This window comes from Tenacibaculum finnmarkense, assembly GCF_900239185.1.
Lineage (GTDB): Bacteria > Bacteroidota > Bacteroidia > Flavobacteriales > Flavobacteriaceae > Polaribacter > Polaribacter finnmarkensis.
On the sequence record NZ_OENA01000054.1, the window covers coordinates 46969 to 65907 of the forward strand.

Sequence of the window (18939 nt, forward strand, 5' to 3'; positions counted from 1 at the left end):
AAATTAAAATTTCGTTTTATATATTAGGCAAATGTAAGTGGTTAAAACTTATCTACAAAAGCAATTCTATAAAAACTTATAATAAAGATACTTTCTTAATTTTTTTTTTTTAAATTACACTCAGCTCTTTTCCTATTTTTGTAAATGCCTCAATAGCTTTATCTAAGTGCTCTTTCTCATGTGCTGCCGATAACTGCACACGAATTCTTGCTTTTTCTTTTGGCACTACAGGGAAGAAAAACCCAATAACATAAATTCCTTCTTCTAATAATTTATTTGCCATATTTTGCGAAAGTTTTGCATCATATAACATTACAGGTACAATTGCGGCATCGGCTCCTGCTAAATCAAAGCCTGCTTTTTCCATCCCTGTTCTAAAATAGTTGGTATTCCATTCTAATTTATCACGAAACGAGGTATCTTCAGAAATTAAATCAAAAACCTTTAAAGATGCCCCTACAATTGCAGGTGCTAACGAGTTTGAAAATAAATACGGACGAGAACGTTGACGTAAAATTTCAATGATTTCTTTTTTACCTGTCGTATAACCTCCCATCGCTCCTCCAAGTGCTTTTCCTAAAGTTCCTGTTACAATATCAACACGATCCATTACGTTTTTAAGCTCTACAGTTCCACGACCTGTTTTACCTATAAAACCAGCTGCATGACATTCATCAACCATTACTAAGGCATCGTATTTATCGGCTAAATCACAAATTTCATCTAGTTTTGCCACAATTCCATCCATAGAAAAAACACCATCTGTTACAATTATTTTAAAACGGTGATTTTGTTTATTCGCTTCAATTAATTGCGCTTCTAAAGATTCCATATCATTATTATCGTAACGATAACGACCTGCTTTACACAAACGAACTCCATCAATAATAGAAGCATGATTTAAACTATCAGAAATAATTGCATCTTCTTTTGTTAATAACGGCTCAAAAACACCCCCATTTGCATCAAAGGCAGCTGCGTATAAAATGGTATCTTCTGTCGTATAAAATTCTGCAATTTTTGCTTCTAATTGCTTGTGAATATCTTGAGTTCCACAAATAAAACGAACCGATGACATTCCAAAACCATGGGTATCCATTACATCTTTAGCTGCTTGAATTACTTCTGGATGATTTGACAATCCTAAATAATTATTTGCACAAAAATTGATTACCTCTTCGCCTGTCGAAATTTTTATTACCGCATCTTGTGACGACGTAATAATACGTTCTGCTTTGTACAATCCAGCATCTTTAATTTCCTGAATTTCTTGTTGTAATTGCTCTTTTATTTTTCCGTACATATCTTAAATGTCTAATCGTTTATTTATTAAATTACTTAAAAACATTACTCTTTATATATCTATAAAGAAAAATCAACATTTTTAGGTAATATTTGCGGAGTCAAAGGTAGTTTTTAAACCTCTTCAACCAAAATTTCTTCATTAATATATATCAATAGCTTTTTTGAGACCTTATAATGAATCGATTTTAAAACACGCTCATATTTTAATAATTGCTGATGATAACTTTTAGAGGGTTTTCCTGTTTTATAATCCAAAATTGTTACTTCATTATTTTTAGAAAGCACCAATCTATCAGGAATCAAAATTTGATTATCAACATCTACAATTTCACGCTCATTATATACCGTTGCATTTTCGGCAAAATATTCTTGCAACTCAGGATGACTTACAATTTTATTAATATCCGCTTCAATATGTACAGCTTGTCGCTTATCAATAACTCCTTGTTGTTCATATTGACGTACCACTCTTGCAATATCTTTTTGAGTCATAATTTTCGCCATCATTTCATGAATCAAATTTCCAAATTCAATAGCTTTTCCTTGCTCGGTATTCCATAATTTTGATGCGCTTGCCAACATATGAATATTATGCGCTTGCCAAGGCGTTGAAATAAAGACTTCTTGAACCTCAGCCATTGAAAAAATTTCTTTTTGCACACTTGCCCTTTCTGAATTCCCAAAATGATAGTCTAATTGTCCATCGTTCCAACAATTTTTTTCTTTTAGATAATTGATAAAAACTCCAGAATAAAAATTAGTATTCTCTTCGCCTTTTTTACTGATTTTATATTCTGTAATAATATGCAACTGCTCAACAGCACGTGTTAAAGCAACATATAACAAATTAAAATTATCTAGCTCTAAGGCGGAACGTTGCTCGTTGTGTATTTCTAAACCTGTTTCATTTATTAATTTTAAATCTTTAGTATATGGCACTAATAATTCTTTAAAATCATCAAAATATGTTGGTAAATCATCCAACCAAATTTTAGGATTTATTTGTCGATAAATTTCTAAATCATACGGAAAAATAACCACAGGAAACTCCAAACCTTTTGATTTATGAATCGTCATTATTTGTACTGCATTTCCACTTTCGGGCGCTACAATACTTAAATTCGCTTTTTTCTCTTCCCAAAAATCTAAAAACTCTTGAATACTCGTTCCTCTTCGTTGCTGTTCTAAAACGATGTCTAAAAAAAACTGTACATAGGCATCCGAAGAATCAATTAATTTAAAACATCGGATAATTTCTTCCACTTTTTCATAAAACGGCAATTGATGAAACCTTGACAATTCAAAAGAAACTTGATATGTTTTTAATTCTTCAAAAACAACATCAATAGGTTGTTGAATCATTTCTGAAATAAATAAATTTTTAGCTATTTCTAATTTTAAATGATTGTGTAAAAAATATAATACTTCTAACAAAGCTTCCTTATCATTCGGATGCTGAATTATCTGTAATACATCAACCATAAATTTTACGCTCGCACTATTTTCTAACAATAAAGTTTCTGATGAAATAATATTAACGCCATTTTCAGATAAATAATTTGCCACCGCAATACCATCTTTTTTCTTACGAACCAACACACATATTTCATTTAAAGAAAAAGAAGCCGATACTTTTTGAATAGTCTCTAAAATTTTCTTCGGATATTTTAATAAATCATCCGCCTTTTCTTCTTCCTTATCTAAAAACGATAAAGACACAAAACCGCCATTTTTAGCTGTTGTTAATTGTTTGTTACCATCGATAAACAATTTTTTATACTGTTGATTTTCTAAAAAATTAGCCGTGTGCTGAAAAAACTGATTGTTAAAATCAATTACTTCGGTATAACTTCTAAAGTTTGTTTCTAACGTTTTTATTTCTTTTTCAATATGAAACGGATTATCAGCACTTGAACCCAATGAAATAAACTGTTCTGCTTTTCCACCACGCCAACGATAAATAGCTTGTTTTCCATCGCCAACCAATAATAAATTACTGTTTTCTTGCGCCAGTGCATTGTCTATTAGCGGAATTATATTTTCCCATTGCAACACCGATGTATCTTGCATTTCATCAATAAAATAATGCATAAATCGCTCCCCGATGCGCTCATAAATAAACGGCGCAGGTTGGTCTTTTATATTATCTGAAATTAATTGATTAAACTCGGCATTTAATCGAATATTATTTTCTTCTTTAATATTCGTTAATTCTACATTGATATAATTTAAAACCGCTAACGGAATCACACTTTTTAAAGCCAATCTATTCATTAAAAACTGCTGATACAGTTTTTCAGATTCCATATATAAAGTTAAAAGTTCTGGCAAAATTCCTTCAATTGCACTTTTTATATCGTTAGATTTCGATTTTGAATAAAAATTATTTTCTTCGATATGTTCTCGAAGTTTATTTTCATCAAAAAACTTTGCTTTTGAAAAATTTTCAGACAACGCCAAAAAATGCTTTGGCAACATCGAATAGTAAAAATCTTTAGCATCTAATTGTGCCGTTTCTATTATTACTAAACCTTTCTTTCCAATTTCTGAAAACCGCGTTTTAATTTGTCGTTGATTTTTAAATAATTTACTTTTTAAATTTGTAAAATCACTTAATTTTTTATCTTCAAGTGCTCTAAAATGTTCGGTATCATCTTCATTTAATAAAATTCTTGAAAACTCATTTAATTCAACCGAAATATCCCAAGAAGTATCATCATCTGTTTTATCTAAAGAAAAATCTATTAATAATTTAGTCAAATCAGTGTCTGTACCAATTTTAGAAATTAACACATCCACCGCTTCATTTAATAATGAAATTGCATCCATTTCTACCTCAAAATTTAGCGGTAATCCTAAATCGTAGGCAAAACTTTTAATAATTCGATGTGTAAAACTGTCAATCGTAGTAATTGAAAAAGCCGAATAATTTTGTAAAACGGCATCTAATATTTTCTGACTTCGTTCTTGTACCTTTTCTTTATCAATCGAAATTTCTTTGATAATAATTTGAAACAAATCATTTTCTTTTCCTTCTGAAAATTCTTGTAAATTTTCTAAAACACGCTCTTTCATTTCACCAGCAGCTTTGTTGGTAAAAGTGATGGCTAATATTTTTTGAAACCTAAAAATATCTTCCGAGTTCAATAAAACTTTAAGATATTCCTTTACTAAAGTAAACGTTTTTCCACTACCTGCCGAGGCATTATATACTTGAAAATTTGATGGATTTTGCACAGCCTAGTTTTTAATGCAAAATACCTTTTTAAAGCACATCAAACAAGATAGAAGTGTAACAATATAATTAATAAGAATAAAAATATTTTGAAGCAATTTCCCGCTTTCCGCACTCGCTTTTTTTGTTTTTTAAAAAGAAAAACAAAAAAGAGCTCAAACAATTGCTACAATCGGGGCTAGGCATTTTTACTCTTTTTGATAATTTTATAAATCAATTATAATTTCGAAGATTATTAACAGCATTACGCTCTTTTCGTATAAAATAATTTAAGAATTAAACACATAAATTATTTCGTTAAACTCAGACCTCACAGGTTTTTAAAACCTGTGAGGTCTAAACAGGCTCTTATTATTTAAGATTTTTTTAAAAAAAATAATCTATCCTCTAAACAAAAAGAAGTCTTTTTTCATTGATTCAATTTCAGAATCATCATTAGTAATAATATAATCGATTGCTTTTTGGGTAAATGTTTTTCCTTTTTCGGTAAGCGATATAATATTATTATCAATAAAAATAAGATTATTTTTATCCGCCAATTCAACAATAGATTTAGCTTTTATTTTATGCCAATTAATATGTTCATTTAAATGATTAATATGACGTTCTCTTTCTTCTTTATGATTATTTAAATGCAATAAAAAAGTTAATAATTGCACTTCTTTTTGCTGCTGCCTGTTTCGATATAAAACCGCAATTAAACCACTATTTGGCGCAAATAAATACACCAAGAAAAACACAAAACCAAGCATCGTTGTCATCGACCCCGAAATAGAAGCGTCTAAATAATGCGCTAGCCAATACCCTGAAATTGCCGAAAAAACACCAAAAAACATCGAATAAACCAACATTTTCTTCAAGTCATTTGTCAATATATATGCCGTAGCAGCGGGTGCAATCATTAAAGCAACCACCAAAATAGCGCCCACCGCATCAAAAGCGCCCACCGTTGTTACCGAGGCAATACTCATTAACCCGTAATGAATTAGCATTGGCGAAAACCCTAAAGCCGTTGCCAAGCCTGAGTCAAACGTACTTACTTTTAATTCTTTAAAAAAGGCTATTAAAAGACTTAGGGTAATTAGTAAAATAACCCCAATAATCCACAGTGATTTCGGTCCTATATCAATTCCATTAATTAACAATCTATCAAACGGAGCAAATGCCAATTCTCCTAATAAAACGGCATCAACATCTAAATGAATATCATTGGCATTTTTGGCAATTAAAAGCACCCCGATACTAAACAAAGCAGGAAATACCAATCCGATTGCAGTATCTTCTTTTACTAATTTTGTTTTTTGGATATACTCCACCAAAACAACGGTTAAAATTCCTGATAAAGCCCCCATTAAAATTAATAAAGGCGAATTTAAATCGTGCGTAATAAAAAAACCAATTACCAAACCTGGTAAAATAGAATGACTAATGGCATCACTAATTAACGCCATTTTTCGCAAGACCAAAAATACGCCAGGTATTGCACAAGCTATTGCCACTAGGCTTGCAATTAATTGTATTTCAATTTGAGCACTACTCATTTTTTTATTTTTCTATATTTTGATTGTATAAATTACCTGCAAATTGATATCCTTCTTCGGTCATCGACCACATTCTGCCCTGTAATTTGATATATTTTTTTTCTTCTAACTTTTTTAAAGTTCCTTTGGTATATCCTTGAAAATTATTTAAAATTTTTATCGCATGCGGATGCGATTTATCTTCATGTGTTTTAACAAGGTCAAACATAAAAGATAAGGTTTTATGTAATTTCAAATCTCTACGATTCTTTAAAAAACGTATCTGACTAAAAAGCAAACCTCTTGATGGCGAAAAAATAAAAGAAAACACCACAAACACAGCCGCAACTAATACAATTACAGGTCCTGTCGATAAATTTGATTGACTTGCACTAATTCCTGTTCCAACAACACCAGCAAACGCACCAAAAATTGCCGCTAAAACAACCATGGTACTCAAACTATTTGTCCATTGACGAGCTGCCGCTGCGGGTGCTAATAACATGGCACTCATCAATACAACACCAACGGTTTGCAATCCTAGAACAATTGCTAATACAATAAAACTGGTAATTAATCCATCGATAAATTTAACATTGAAACCTAAAGTTTTGGCATAATCGGCATCAAATAATAAGAGTTTAAATTCTTTCCAAAAAAGCAATAATACTCCCAAACAAACAGCAGTTACAATTGCCATAAACCAAACATCTTTGGCTAATAAAGTTGCTGCCTGACCGAATAAAAACTTATCCAACCCTGATTGATTTGCATTGGGTTGCTTTTGAATAAAGGTTAAAAGTAACATTCCAAATCCGAAGAAAACAGAAAGAATCAATCCTAAAGCGGTATCAGTTTTTAAATGTGTATTTTTTACAATTCCACGAATCCAAAAAGCACCGATTAATCCGCTAATTAAAGCACCTAATAATAAAACATTCGTATCTTTTGTTCCTGTAATTAAAAATGCAATCGCAATTCCAGGAAGTGAAGCGTGTGAAATAGCATCGCCGAGTAAACTTTGTTTTCTTAAAACTGCAAAACTCCCTAACATTCCACAGATAGCACCTAAAATTGCTGTTCCAATAGTAATGGTTCGAAGGGTATAGTCTGAAAAAACGAGTTTAAAATATTCTTGTAAATCCATTATTGTTGCACACTTACTTTATAATTAATTCCGTAAGTTTTGGTTAAATTATCATCATTAAAAATTTCTTTAACAGGACCTGTAGCTATTTTTTTCACATTTAAAAAAGTTACCCAATCAAAATATTCTGGAACAGTTTGTAAATCGTGATGCACTACAATTACTGTTTTCCCTGCTTTTCGAAGTTCTTTTAAAATATTGATAATAGTTATTTCAGTAGTTGCATCTACTCCCTGAAAAGGTTCATCCATAAAATAAATAGCTGCATTTTGCGCCAAAGCTCTCGCTAAAAAAACACGCTGTTGCTGTCCTCCTGAAAGTTGCGAAATTTGACGGTTTTTAAAGGCTAACATTCCTACTTTTTCCAAAGATTCTAAGGCGACTTTTTTCTGAGCTCTTCCTGGTCTTTTAATCCATCCTAAACTTCCGTAGGTTCCCATTAATACAACATCTAAAGCAGTGGTCGGAAAATCCCAATCTACACTTCCTTTTTGTGGAACATAGGCTACTAATTTACGTTGTTTTTCATACGATTTACCAAAGATAGAAACACTTCCTGCAATGGGTTTTATAATCCCTAAAATAGATTTTATCAAGGTAGATTTCCCTGCGCCATTTGGCCCAACAATAGCCATTAAAACACCTTCAGGTATGGCTAAATCGATATCCCAAAGTACGGGTTTATAATTATAGGCAACCGTTAAATCGTCTACGGTTACTGCGTATTTTATATCACTCATTAATAGCTTTTTTTTTATTATGTAAGTTTTACCTGTTTATTTTAAGGCGTTTACAATCGTATTTACGTTTGCTTTGTACATCCCGATATACGTTCCTTCAATTGTTCCTGCGCTTCCTAAAGCATCAGAATATAACGTTCCGCCAATAACAACTTCGTGTCCTTTCGATTTTACGGCTTCTTGTAACGCTTCAATAGTTCGTTTAGGTACTGAACTTTCTACAAAAATCGCTTTCACTTTGTTATCAATAATAAACTTTGCCAATTTTTGAACATCCTGAACCCCCGCTTCCGTGGCTGTTGATAAACCTTGTAAGCCAACAACATTAAATTTGTGTTGTCTTCCGAAGTAATTAAACGCATCGTGAGCGGTTACTAAAATTCTTTTTTCTTCGGATAATTCATTTATTTTCTGAGCAACTTCTTTGTTTAAAACTTGCAATTTTTCTAAGTATATTTTGGCATTATTTTTATAGAAATCGGCATTTTTAACATCTATTTCAGCTAATTTATCGGCAACATAAACCATCATTTTTGTCCAATTAGTAATATCAAACCAAATATGCGGATCGTAATTTGAAGCAAAAAGTGCTGAGCCAATTAAATTATCTTTAGCAATAACATCTGAAATTTCAATGGTTTTTTTATTTTGATGTTCCATTTTTTCAAAAACTTCCACCAACTTTCCTTCTAAATGCAAGCCACTGTAAATGATAACATCGGCATTAAATAATTTAGCAACATCGCCCTCGCTAGCTTTGTATAAATGCGGGTCAACACCTGCGCCCATTAAACCATTTATATCAATTTTATCTCCACCAATATTTTTTACCAAATCGGTAACCATCGTTGTGGTGGTAACTACGTTTAATTTCCCATTTGTTTTTTTCTCAGATGTTTTACAACTTACCGTTATTAAAACAAGTAATAATAGCATTACTTTTTTCATATTATTTTTTTTGGATATAAATATTATTGGCTACTTTATTTGAAATCGTCATTTCTTTAGCATTGATTCGAACTAAAAAAGAATCATCAAAAGGTTCTTTGTCTAACACTTCAATATGCTGTCCTAAACCGATTTCTTGCTTATCTAAAAAGCGTAAAAACTCCGAAGAAGTATCATTAACACCAACACAAACTCCTTGTTCTGATTTTTGTAATGTTGCTAATAAACTTTTTTGGATTTGAGGTAAATTCCCTTCTTTATCAGGTATCGGATCACCATGTGGATCTGTTTTCGGATGTCCTAAAAAAGCAGCTAACTCATCAATTAATTTTGGCGATTGAATATGTTCCAATTGCTCGGCAACCTCATGCACCTCATCCCAAGAAAAATTAAGCTTTTCTACTAAAAAAACTTCCCATAAACGATGTTTACGAATAATATTTGCGGCAGTTTTCTGTCCAAATTCTGTTAAAGTAACTCCTTGGTATTTTTTATAGATAACCACCTCTTTATCCGATAATTTTTTAATCATATCGGTTACTGATGATGCTTTTGTAACCAGCATTTTGGCAATCGCATTAGTGGTAATTCCTTTATCAGATACTAAGGCTAAATGATAAATTGTTTTTATATAATTTTCTTCGGATTGACTAAACATCTTTTTTTGATCGTATTTTTTGATACTACAAAGATATGTATTTTCATTTATATAAAATAATCTTTAGACAAGTCTAAAAATTATTTTATGTTTGCATTAAATTTAGAACAAGTCTAAACTAAAAAAATAACCACAGAGTGATGAAAAAATTACTATTATTTACACTTTTACTACTATCAGCCTTTAGTAAAGCACAAACTATAACCGGAAAAGTAACCACCTCGAAAGGTGCAGTACTTCCTTTTACCAATATTTTGATAAAAAATAGCAGCACAGGAATCACTTCCGATGAAAATGGCGTTTTTATTTTAGAGAATATCAAGCAAAAAAAAGTTACCTTAATTGCTTCTTCTATCGGGTTTATGTCTTCTCAAAAAAGAATAACTATTTCTAAGGATAAAAAAAACACTGTAAATTTTACCCTAACAGAACACGCCGAATTACTAGATCAAATTACCGTAACAGGAACACGAACCGACAGACGAAGCACCAAAAATCCTGTAATTGTAAACGTAATTAACAGCCAAACTTTAGCCGATGTACAAGCGTGTAATTTATCGGAAGGATTAAAATTTCAAACAGGTTTACGAGTAGAAACTGATTGTCAAACCTGTAATTACACACAACTTAGAATGAATGGTTTATCTGGCGGATATTCACAAATATTAATTAACGGTCGTCCGATTTTTAGCCCGCTAACAGGTTTGTATGGCTTAGAGCAAATCCCTACCAATATGATTGACAGAATTGAAGTAGTTCGTGGCGGTGGTTCGGCATTGTATGGTTCGAGCGCTATTGGTGGAACAGTCAATGTAATTACCAATATTCCGAAGAAAAACAATTATAGCATTGGCTATACCTATCAAAATTTTAAAGGCGCTTCCGACCATATTATCGCAGGAAATGCAACCGTTGTAAATGAAGAAAAAAATGCAGGAGTTTCTTTTTTTATCAACAACAGAACTCGTGAAATTTACGATCATAATGGCGATAATTATTCAGAACTTCCAGAATTGAAAAACAATTCATTTGGTACAAACTTGTTTTTTTTACCTACGGATAATCAAAAAATAGAAGTTAATTTCAGTAAAATGAACGAATACCGTTATGGTGGTGAAATGATTGAAAACGCACCACATTTCGCCCTACAATCCGAAGAAAGAGTACACGATGTATATGTTGGAAATGTTGATTATCAAATTAATTTTAATGATGATAAAAGTTCGTTAATTAGCTATTTTGCTTCTCAATATACAGGAAGAGATCATTATACAGGAATCCGTCCTGGAACTGAAAACACAATCGAAGATACTGAGCATTTGGCACATCCGCCGTATGGAAATTCAGAAACGACTACTTTTCAAGGAGGGCTTCAATTCAATCATAAATTAGAAGATTTTATCAAAGGAAATAATGTATTAACTCTTGGCGGTGAATTTGTTCAAGATGATGTTTTTGATGAAATTAAAGCCTACACTTATGTGGTAGATCAAATTACTCAAAACTACGGTTTCTTCTTTCAAAGTGATTGGGAAATTAACGATAAATGGAATTTATTAGCGGGTGTTCGTTACGATCATCATAAATTAGATGCCTTAAAAAAGGATGGAACTAAAAAAGCGATCATCAATAATGTAGCAAGTCCACGAGTTTCTTTATTATTCAAACCTTTTGAAAAAACACAAGTACGTGCCACTTGGGGAACAGGATTCAGAGCGCCACAAGCCTTTGATACCGATTTACACATGGCTTTTGCTGGTGGAGGAATTTCAAGAGTTCAACTTGCCGATAATTTAAAAAAAGAACGTTCTAATAGTTATACCGTCTCTTTTAATTACGACCAACCAACTGAACATTATATATATGGTTTTACAGTTGAAAGTTTTTATACCGAATTAAAGGATGCTTTTTATTTAGAAGGAATTGGCGAAGATAAATTTGGCGAAGTTTTCGAAAAGAAAAATGGAGATGGTGCTGTTGTTAGCGGAATTACCTTAGAAACTCGCTTAAATTATGATGGAATTTTTCAGTTTGATGCAGGGCTTACCTATCAATCGAGCAAATACAATACGGCGGTAAATAATTCTGATGATTTAGAAAGTAAAAAAGAATTTTTAAGAACGCCTACAACTTACGGATACGCAACAGCTACTTATACGCCAAACCAGAAATTTAAAACCGCTTTAAACTTGGTTTATACTGGTAAAATGGACGTATTACATTTAGCTTCGGATAAAAATTTAAGTGCCGATGAATATTTTGAATCTCCAGCATTTTTTAATGCAGGAATTAAAACAAGCTATACCTTTGAATTAGAAAATATGAATACAAATATTGAAGTTTCTGCAGGTGTTAAAAATATTTTTGACAACTATCAAAAATCATTTGATATTGGCAAAGAACGTGATAGTAATTTTATTTACGGACCCGCAGCGCCAAGAACCTATACCTTAGGCTTTAAAATATTTCAATAACCAACACCAATATAATAACCTGTAATAGAGAGATTTAAAACAAGTCTCTCTATTGTCGTAATACTACCTTAATATTCACATAACATAAAACACTTTGATTAACATTAAAGATACATTCTAATAAAACAAGCATAATTTTCATCTAACATTAGTTTTACAAGATTACATCAGATTTGCAGTGTATATATTAGAACCTAAGTAAGTATTAAATACAATGAAAAAACTAATAATTATTACTCTTTTAAGCCTTTGTAATTTTGTGTATGCACAAAGTAAAGGAACGGTATCAGGTACGATTTCTGATAAAGAGATGAGCGGTGAAGCTTTGCCATTTGCCAATGTTTTTATTAAAGGAAGCACCATTGGAGCAACCACCGACATGGATGGTAGATATTCTTTAAATGTTCCTAGTGGAAACCAAACAATTGTATTCAGTTTTGTTGGGTATCAAACCATAGAAAAAGCAATTTCTGTAAAGGCAGATCAAACTTTGATTGTTAATCAACAACTTGGCGCTAATGAAGGGGTTTCTTTAGATGAAATTGAAATTAAAGCAACTGTCAGTAGAGAAAAAGAAAGTGCTTTGTTATTGCAACAAAAGAAAGCAACTGTAATTATTGAAAGTATTGGAGCGCAAGAATTATCTAAAAAAGGGGTAAGTAATGCCGCTGCTGCAACCACTAAAATATCAGGAGTAACTAAAAGTGAAGGTACTGGTGCTATTTATATTCGTGGTTTAGGAGACCGTTATTTATCTACCTCAATGAACGGTTTACCTGTTCCTTCCGATAATGTAAATAATAAGAATATCAACTTAAATTTATTTAATACCAACATCATTCAAAATGTAGGTATTTCTAAAACATATACGACTAACAACTATGCCGATCAAGGTTCAGGATCTGTAAATATTGTGTCAAAAGAATATTCAAAAAAAGGTATCAAAATTGGTTTAAGCGGTGGTGGTAATACCAATGTTATCGGATTAAGTGATTTTAGAAAAACCATTATTAATGACGATGTTGCTTTTGGTTTTCATGAAAAAAAATATGCTTTACAAGATGCTTTAACAAGACAAGGATGGGATACTAAAACAACAAATGTTCCATTTAACTACAGCGCATCTGTAGGTGGTGGTCATAAATTTGACATCTTCGGAAAAGCATTAAAATTTGTAGCATCTGCTTCTTACTCTTCTTCTAATTCTTATCAAGAAGGATTATTTAGAAGTTACAAAGCCAATATTTTAGACAAAGGATTTTCTAAAAATGGAGAATATGATACTGAAAAATATATTACAAACACCAATGCTACCGGATATATTAACTTCAGTTTAAAATTAAATGATAACAACAAATTAAAATACAATACTTTAATCGTTAATAAAAGTCAAGACTTATTATACGAACAAGGAAGAAAAGGTTTCGGTTATGTTTACGATCAAGACCCTAGCGAAGATGGCGCTTTTGTAAGAGATCAAAACTTTAAACAAACAACGCTTTTCGTTAACCAATTATTAGGAGAACACAAATTAGACCAAAATAATACCTTAAACTGGGCAGCTGGTTACAACTTTGTTTTAGCCGAAGAACCTAACAGAATTAGAAATGAAGTAAATATTTTAGATCCTAAAAACCCTTCATCACAAATTCAATATGCACACGTTGGAGATTATCAACAACGTAAATCAAGTCAAAAAATTGAAGACAACGATTACAATGCTTTAGTTCAAAACAAACTTGCTTTAGGACAAAGTGCCGATGAATATGAAAAGAAACCATACGCCTTAAACTATGGAATAAACATCCGTAAAAAAGAAAGAAGTTTTAAGTCATTATTTGTAGGAGTAAAAGCCAAAGGAATGAAAGCTCCTTCTGTTGATGATATTACCAATACTTTTACTGCGAGTAACTTTAATACTAATTTATATCCTAATTTAGAATTAAAAGCTCGTCCAAATGACACCTATTCAGCAGATTTAACAGCCTATGCAGGTTTTGTTAATTTTGATTTTCAATTAAATGAAAAACTTTCAGGAAATTTAGGATTACGTTTTGAAAAAGATGAAATAAACATGGATTGGAGTGTTGCCAATTATATCGATAAAATAACACAAAAAGAACGAATTGGTAGTTTAAGTAAAAAATACGAAGGTCTTTACCCTAGTGTAAACTTAAAATACGAATTAAACGAAAAAAATTATTTACGTTTTGCTTCAAGTGTAACACAAACCTTACCAGAATTTAAAGAACTTGCTCCCTTAGAATATGTATCACCAACAGGGCGTGTTACCAGAGGAAACCTTGATTTAGAAAAATCAGACATTTATAACATCGATTTAAAATGGGAATTCTTTCCTAGTAGAGAAGAATTGGTATCAGCAACCGTATTTTATAAGCAAATTAAAAACCCTATTAACTTAGGATTGACAAGAGGTTCATCAGGAAATTTCATTTTTGAAAACACAGGAGATAAAGCAGATGTATTAGGTTTAGAAGTTGAAGGAAAAGTTGGATTACTTAAAAATGAAGACGAAAAAAGCTTATTAAGCGCTACTGGTAATGTTACTTTAATGTATTTAAATCAAGATTTACATAAAGAATTTCAATACAAAGACGTAACAGAAACAAAATTACAAGGAGCCTCAAACTTTATTTTCAATGGATCTGTAAGTTATAACTCACAAACAGAAAAACCATTAATAGCAACAGTAACAGGAAACTATTCATCAGATAAAATATTTTCTTTAGGAGCGCCACGTAGTCAAGCACAAAGAGCCACCTTATATAACGATCAAATTATTCAAAAAGGTTTTTTCACTTTAGATGCTATTGTAAGTAAAGAAATTACGGATTACTTAACCCTTAAATTAGTAGGAAAAAACGTATTAAATCCTGAAATCAAGCAAACCCAGTTAGTTCGAAATACCAGAACAGGTCTTGAAACAAGTCAAACAGTTCAGTTATACAAAAAAGGACAACAAATTAGTTTAGGATTAAGCCTTTCTTTCTAAGAAAAGAAGAAACTCTTAAACAACATACTTACTAAAAAAATCTTTGTGAAATTTCACAAAGATTTTTTTTTGCACAAAACTTAGAACCTGTTTAAAAATTAAAGAAAGTGTTTTTAAAAACAGGTACGTCATGCTAAATTTAGTTCAGCATCGCATCAACAAGAGAACTTCGGCAAATCAGCGCGAACCTAAAATTTAAACAAGCTCTTAAACGATTCAAGTTAACTATAAAAAACAAGTCACTATTTATTAACACTAAACCAAAATCGTTAACCTTCAAAACCAAAACCGTTAACCTTTAATTAAATAAAAAGAGTTAAACATAGCCTTAATTTGTATAACAGAAATTAAACAAATCAAAATGAAAAAAATAGTCTTAAGAGCTTTTGTAGCAGCAGCATTATTAACAGGAACTACGACTTTCGTTAGTTGTGGAAGTGATGAACCAGCAATTATTGGTGGTGGTACAGGAACAGGTACTAACCTCGAAGGTATTAAACTGGAAGGAAAAGTAGCAGGTACAATGACCTTAGACGCCTCAAAAACATATAACTTAACCGGTTCTTATATTGTAGAAGACGGTGGGAAATTAGTCATTCCTGCAGGAACTAAAATTAATGTAACAGGAAAAGGAACAGAAGCTTTTATTGCCGTATTAATGGGCGGTCAAATTGATGTTCAAGGAACAGCAAGCAAGCCTGTTATTATGACTTCACCAAATGGAAAACCAGGAGATTGGGGAGGTTTAACCATCTGTGGAAAAGCAACCACCACCGCTGGCGTAGATGCCGAAGCTGAAGTTGGAGGTTTCAAATACGGTGGAACTGCTGATGCAGACAATTCTGGAACCATTCAATATTTAATGATAAAAGGAACAGGAGCATCAATTAATTCAGAATCTCAATACAACGGAATTTCATTATACGCCGTTGGATCAGGAACAACTATTGAAAATGTAGCTGTAATCGATGGTTCTGATGATGGAATTGAATTTTTTGGAGGAACAGTATCTGTTAAAAACATCTACTTAGAAAACAACGAAGACGATTCAATCGACTGGACAGAAGGTTGGAACGGAACCGTTACAAACTCTTATATTTCACATACAAAAGACGGTTTTTCAACGGCTTTAGAAGGAGATAAAGCAAACAACAACCCTAAATTTGTTAATTTAACAGCCATTTCTACCCAAGGAGGAACCGCTTTACAATTCAAAAAAGAATCAGGAGCAACCATTACAGGATTATCTTTAACAGGATATGGTAAAAATATTGACATGAAAGATGACGGAAAGTTATCAAATGTTAAAATTGATGGTCAAGACGCAAATCCAACAGCGAACTATACAAAGGCAGCTACTGTAAACGCAAAAGACTTTAGTTGGGTAAATTCATCTGTACATGCAGACGCTAACTTATTACAAGGAAAAGTTACAGGTACCGTTACTTTAGACCCATCAATCGCCTATAAATTAACAGGATCTTACATTGTTGAAGCTGGAGCAAAATTAACCATTCCTGCAGGAACTAAAATTGAAGTTACAGGAACAGGAACAGAAGCATTTATCGCTGTATTAATGGGCGGTCAAATAGACATTCAAGGAACAGAAAGTAACCCTGTTGTAATGTCATCACCAAACGGAAAACCAGGAGACTGGGGAGGTTTAACCATCTGTGGAAAAGCAACTACCACTGCAGGATCAGGAGCTGAAGCAGAAGTTGGAGGTTTCAAATACGGAGGAACTTCAGATGCTGATAGTTCAGGATCAATTAAAAACTTAGTAATTAAAGGAACAGGAGCATCAATTAATTCAGAATCTCAATATAATGGAATTTCATTATACGCAGTAGGATCAGGAACCATAATTGAAAATGTAGCTGTAATAGACGGAGCAGACGACGGAATTGAATTTTTCGGAGGAACAGTATCTGTTAAAAACATCTACTTAGAAAACAACGAAGACGATTCAATCGACTGGACAGAAGGATGGAACGGAACCGTTGAAAACTCTTATATTTCACACTCTAAAGAAGGTTTTTCAACAGCTTTAGAAGGAGATAAAGCAAACAACAACCCTAAATTTATTAATTTAACGGCGGTATCTACAGTAAAAGGAACAGGCTTACAATTCAAAAAAGAATCAGGAGCCACCATCACCAACTTACACTTACATGGCTATGGTAAAAACATTGATATGAAAGATGACGGAAAGTTATCAAACGTTCAAATTGATGGCGCAGACGCTTCAACAGAAGCTGATTACATGAAAGGAACAAAAGTTGATACTTCTTCTTGGTCTTGGAAAAACGCAAGTTTATAAGCCTAAAAATTAGAAGCAATTAAGCTACTAATTTTCAATAATTAATTAATCCAGGGAAGGCAACTTCTCTGGATTTTTTTTGAAGCAATTTCCCGCTTTCCGCACTCGCTTTTTTTGTTAAAAAAAAACAAAAAAGAGCTCAAACAAAGCTTCAATCGGGGCTAGGCATTTGTGTTAATTTTCATAAATCGATACATCAACTATAATTCCACCAATCTCTACCCTATCAATTCGAGTGATTTTTTTAAAAGAAACATCATACTGAATTTAGTTCAGCATCCCATCAAAAAGAGAACTATGGTAAAAAAAATCTAAAAATTACAACTGTCAGTTCGAGTGATTTTTTCCTTCAAAAAATGTATCGAGAACTTTTTTAGTATCAACAGAAAACAATTCAAATTCTCGATACTATTTTAATTCTTTTCAGTCATTAAAATCACTCGAATTGACAAGAATCATCAAAAATAACTGTCAATTCGAGTGTTTTTTTCCTTCAAAAAAATGTATCGAGAACTTTTTTAGCATCCAAAGAAAACAATTCAAATTCTCGATACTATTTTAATTCCTTTTAGTCATTAAAAACACTCGAATTGACAAGAATCATTAAAATAACTGTCAGTTCGAGAAATTTTTTCCTTTAAAAAATTGTATCGAGAACTTTTTTAGTATCAAAAGAAAACAATTCAAATTCTCGACACTATTTTAATTCCTTTCAGTCATTAAAATCACTCGAATTGACAAGAATCATCAAAAATAACTGTCAGTTCGAGTGATTTTTTCCTTCAAAAAAATGTATCGAGAACTTTTTAAATATCTAAAGAAAACTAAAGAAAACAATTCAAATTCTCGATACTATTTTAATTCCTTTCAGTCATTAAAATCACTCGAATTGACAAGGATTATCAAAATAACTGTCAGTTCGAGTGATTTTTTCCTTCAAAAAAATGTATCGAGAACTTTTTAAATATCTAAAGAAAACAATTCAAATTCTCGATACTATTTTAATTCCTTTCAGTCATTAAAATCACTGGAATTGACAAGAGTTATCAAAATAACGGATCAAGCATAATACTTCGGGAGAAATTTAAAAAAAGCTATTTTTGTGATTCCAAAAAAGACGATTTGAATATAGTTTTAGACAAATATTTTTTACCAGAAGGAATTTTCAATTATTTTGATATTATTTCAGATAAAATTGAAAATGATCAGGTTCATTTTTATTTAGAAGAAAGGAATATGCTTCCCAAAGAATATGAATCAGAAATAGCGCAATCGAAAGGATTTTTACCAGAAATAACGGTGGAAGATTTTCCTTTGCGAGGGAAATGTGTTTTATTTCATATAAAACGCCGAAGATGGACGCTTTTAAGCAGGCAGAAAATAATAAAAAGAGATTGGAATTTAATAGCAAAAGGCACTCGAATAACCAACGAGTTTGCCGATTTTTTAAAAGGTATCTCTTAATACAAACGCCGTAAGCGCCAGTAAATTCGGGGATTATTATAAATTCAACGGAAAAAGACTGCAATATCTTTACAAAAATAAACTAAGTGATTTTAAAAGTTGGCATCAAAAAGAA

Annotated in this window: 11 protein-coding genes; 4 read left to right on the forward strand and 7 right to left on the reverse strand. The window is 31.8% G+C overall.

Going from position 1 to position 18939, the window contains the following annotated elements; translation table 11 throughout:
- Nucleotides 1-109: 109 nt before the first annotated feature.
- The 7 genes from kbl to AQ1689_RS07795 form a co-directional block, all read right to left on the reverse strand.
- Nucleotides 110-1303 carry a glycine C-acetyltransferase gene (kbl, locus tag AQ1689_RS07765; RefSeq protein WP_101955713.1) on the reverse strand — a complete coding sequence of 398 codons (1194 nt, stop codon included), beginning with the start codon at nucleotides 1301-1303 and terminating at the stop codon, nucleotides 110-112.
- A 113-nt stretch (nucleotides 1304-1416) separates the two neighbouring features.
- Nucleotides 1417-4542 (reverse strand): UvrD-helicase domain-containing protein, encoded by a 3126-nt coding sequence (locus AQ1689_RS07770; RefSeq protein ID WP_101955714.1) that lies wholly within the window; start codon nucleotides 4540-4542, stop codon nucleotides 1417-1419.
- A gap of 378 nt (nucleotides 4543-4920) precedes the next feature.
- On the reverse strand, nucleotides 4921-6081 hold the full coding sequence (locus AQ1689_RS07775; protein ID WP_101955715.1) for a metal ABC transporter permease: 1161 nt from the start codon (nucleotides 6079-6081) through the stop codon (nucleotides 4921-4923).
- Between the two features lie 4 nt (nucleotides 6082-6085).
- The gene (locus AQ1689_RS07780; protein WP_101955716.1) at nucleotides 6086-7207 is read right to left on the reverse strand and encodes a metal ABC transporter permease; all 1122 of its coding nucleotides are present in this window, start codon (nucleotides 7205-7207) and stop codon (nucleotides 6086-6088) included.
- Nucleotides 7207-7947 (reverse strand): metal ABC transporter ATP-binding protein, encoded by a 741-nt coding sequence (locus AQ1689_RS07785; RefSeq protein WP_058884152.1) that lies wholly within the window; start codon nucleotides 7945-7947, stop codon nucleotides 7207-7209. The genes AQ1689_RS07780 and AQ1689_RS07785 overlap by 1 nt, the downstream gene beginning before the upstream one ends.
- A gap of 36 nt (nucleotides 7948-7983) precedes the next feature.
- Nucleotides 7984-8895: a metal ABC transporter solute-binding protein, Zn/Mn family gene (locus tag AQ1689_RS07790; RefSeq protein WP_101955717.1), complete on the reverse strand. Its 912-nt coding sequence runs from the start codon at nucleotides 8893-8895 to the stop codon at nucleotides 7984-7986.
- A 1-nt stretch (nucleotide 8896) separates the two neighbouring features.
- The gene (locus AQ1689_RS07795) at nucleotides 8897-9553 is read right to left on the reverse strand and encodes a metal-dependent transcriptional regulator (RefSeq protein ID WP_101914606.1); all 657 of its coding nucleotides are present in this window, start codon (nucleotides 9551-9553) and stop codon (nucleotides 8897-8899) included.
- Between the two features lie 140 nt (nucleotides 9554-9693).
- Between AQ1689_RS07795 and AQ1689_RS07800 the strand changes: the two genes are divergently transcribed.
- The 4 genes from AQ1689_RS07800 (at nucleotide 9694) to AQ1689_RS07815 (ending at nucleotide 18824) form a co-directional block, all read left to right on the forward strand.
- Nucleotides 9694-12027: a TonB-dependent receptor gene (locus AQ1689_RS07800; protein ID WP_101955718.1), complete on the forward strand. Its 2334-nt coding sequence runs from the start codon at nucleotides 9694-9696 to the stop codon at nucleotides 12025-12027.
- Nucleotides 12028-12241: 214 nt separating this feature from the next.
- Nucleotides 12242-15040: a TonB-dependent receptor gene (locus AQ1689_RS07805; RefSeq protein WP_101955719.1), complete on the forward strand. Its 2799-nt coding sequence runs from the start codon at nucleotides 12242-12244 to the stop codon at nucleotides 15038-15040.
- Between the two features lie 361 nt (nucleotides 15041-15401).
- On the forward strand, nucleotides 15402-17360 hold the full coding sequence (locus tag AQ1689_RS07810; RefSeq protein WP_101955720.1) for a hypothetical protein: 1959 nt from the start codon (nucleotides 15402-15404) through the stop codon (nucleotides 17358-17360).
- A gap of 1122 nt (nucleotides 17361-18482) precedes the next feature.
- Nucleotides 18483-18824 (forward strand): ISAon1 family transposase N-terminal region protein, encoded by a 342-nt coding sequence (locus AQ1689_RS07815; protein ID WP_101955721.1) that lies wholly within the window; start codon nucleotides 18483-18485, stop codon nucleotides 18822-18824.
- Nucleotides 18825-18939 lie beyond the last annotated feature (115 nt).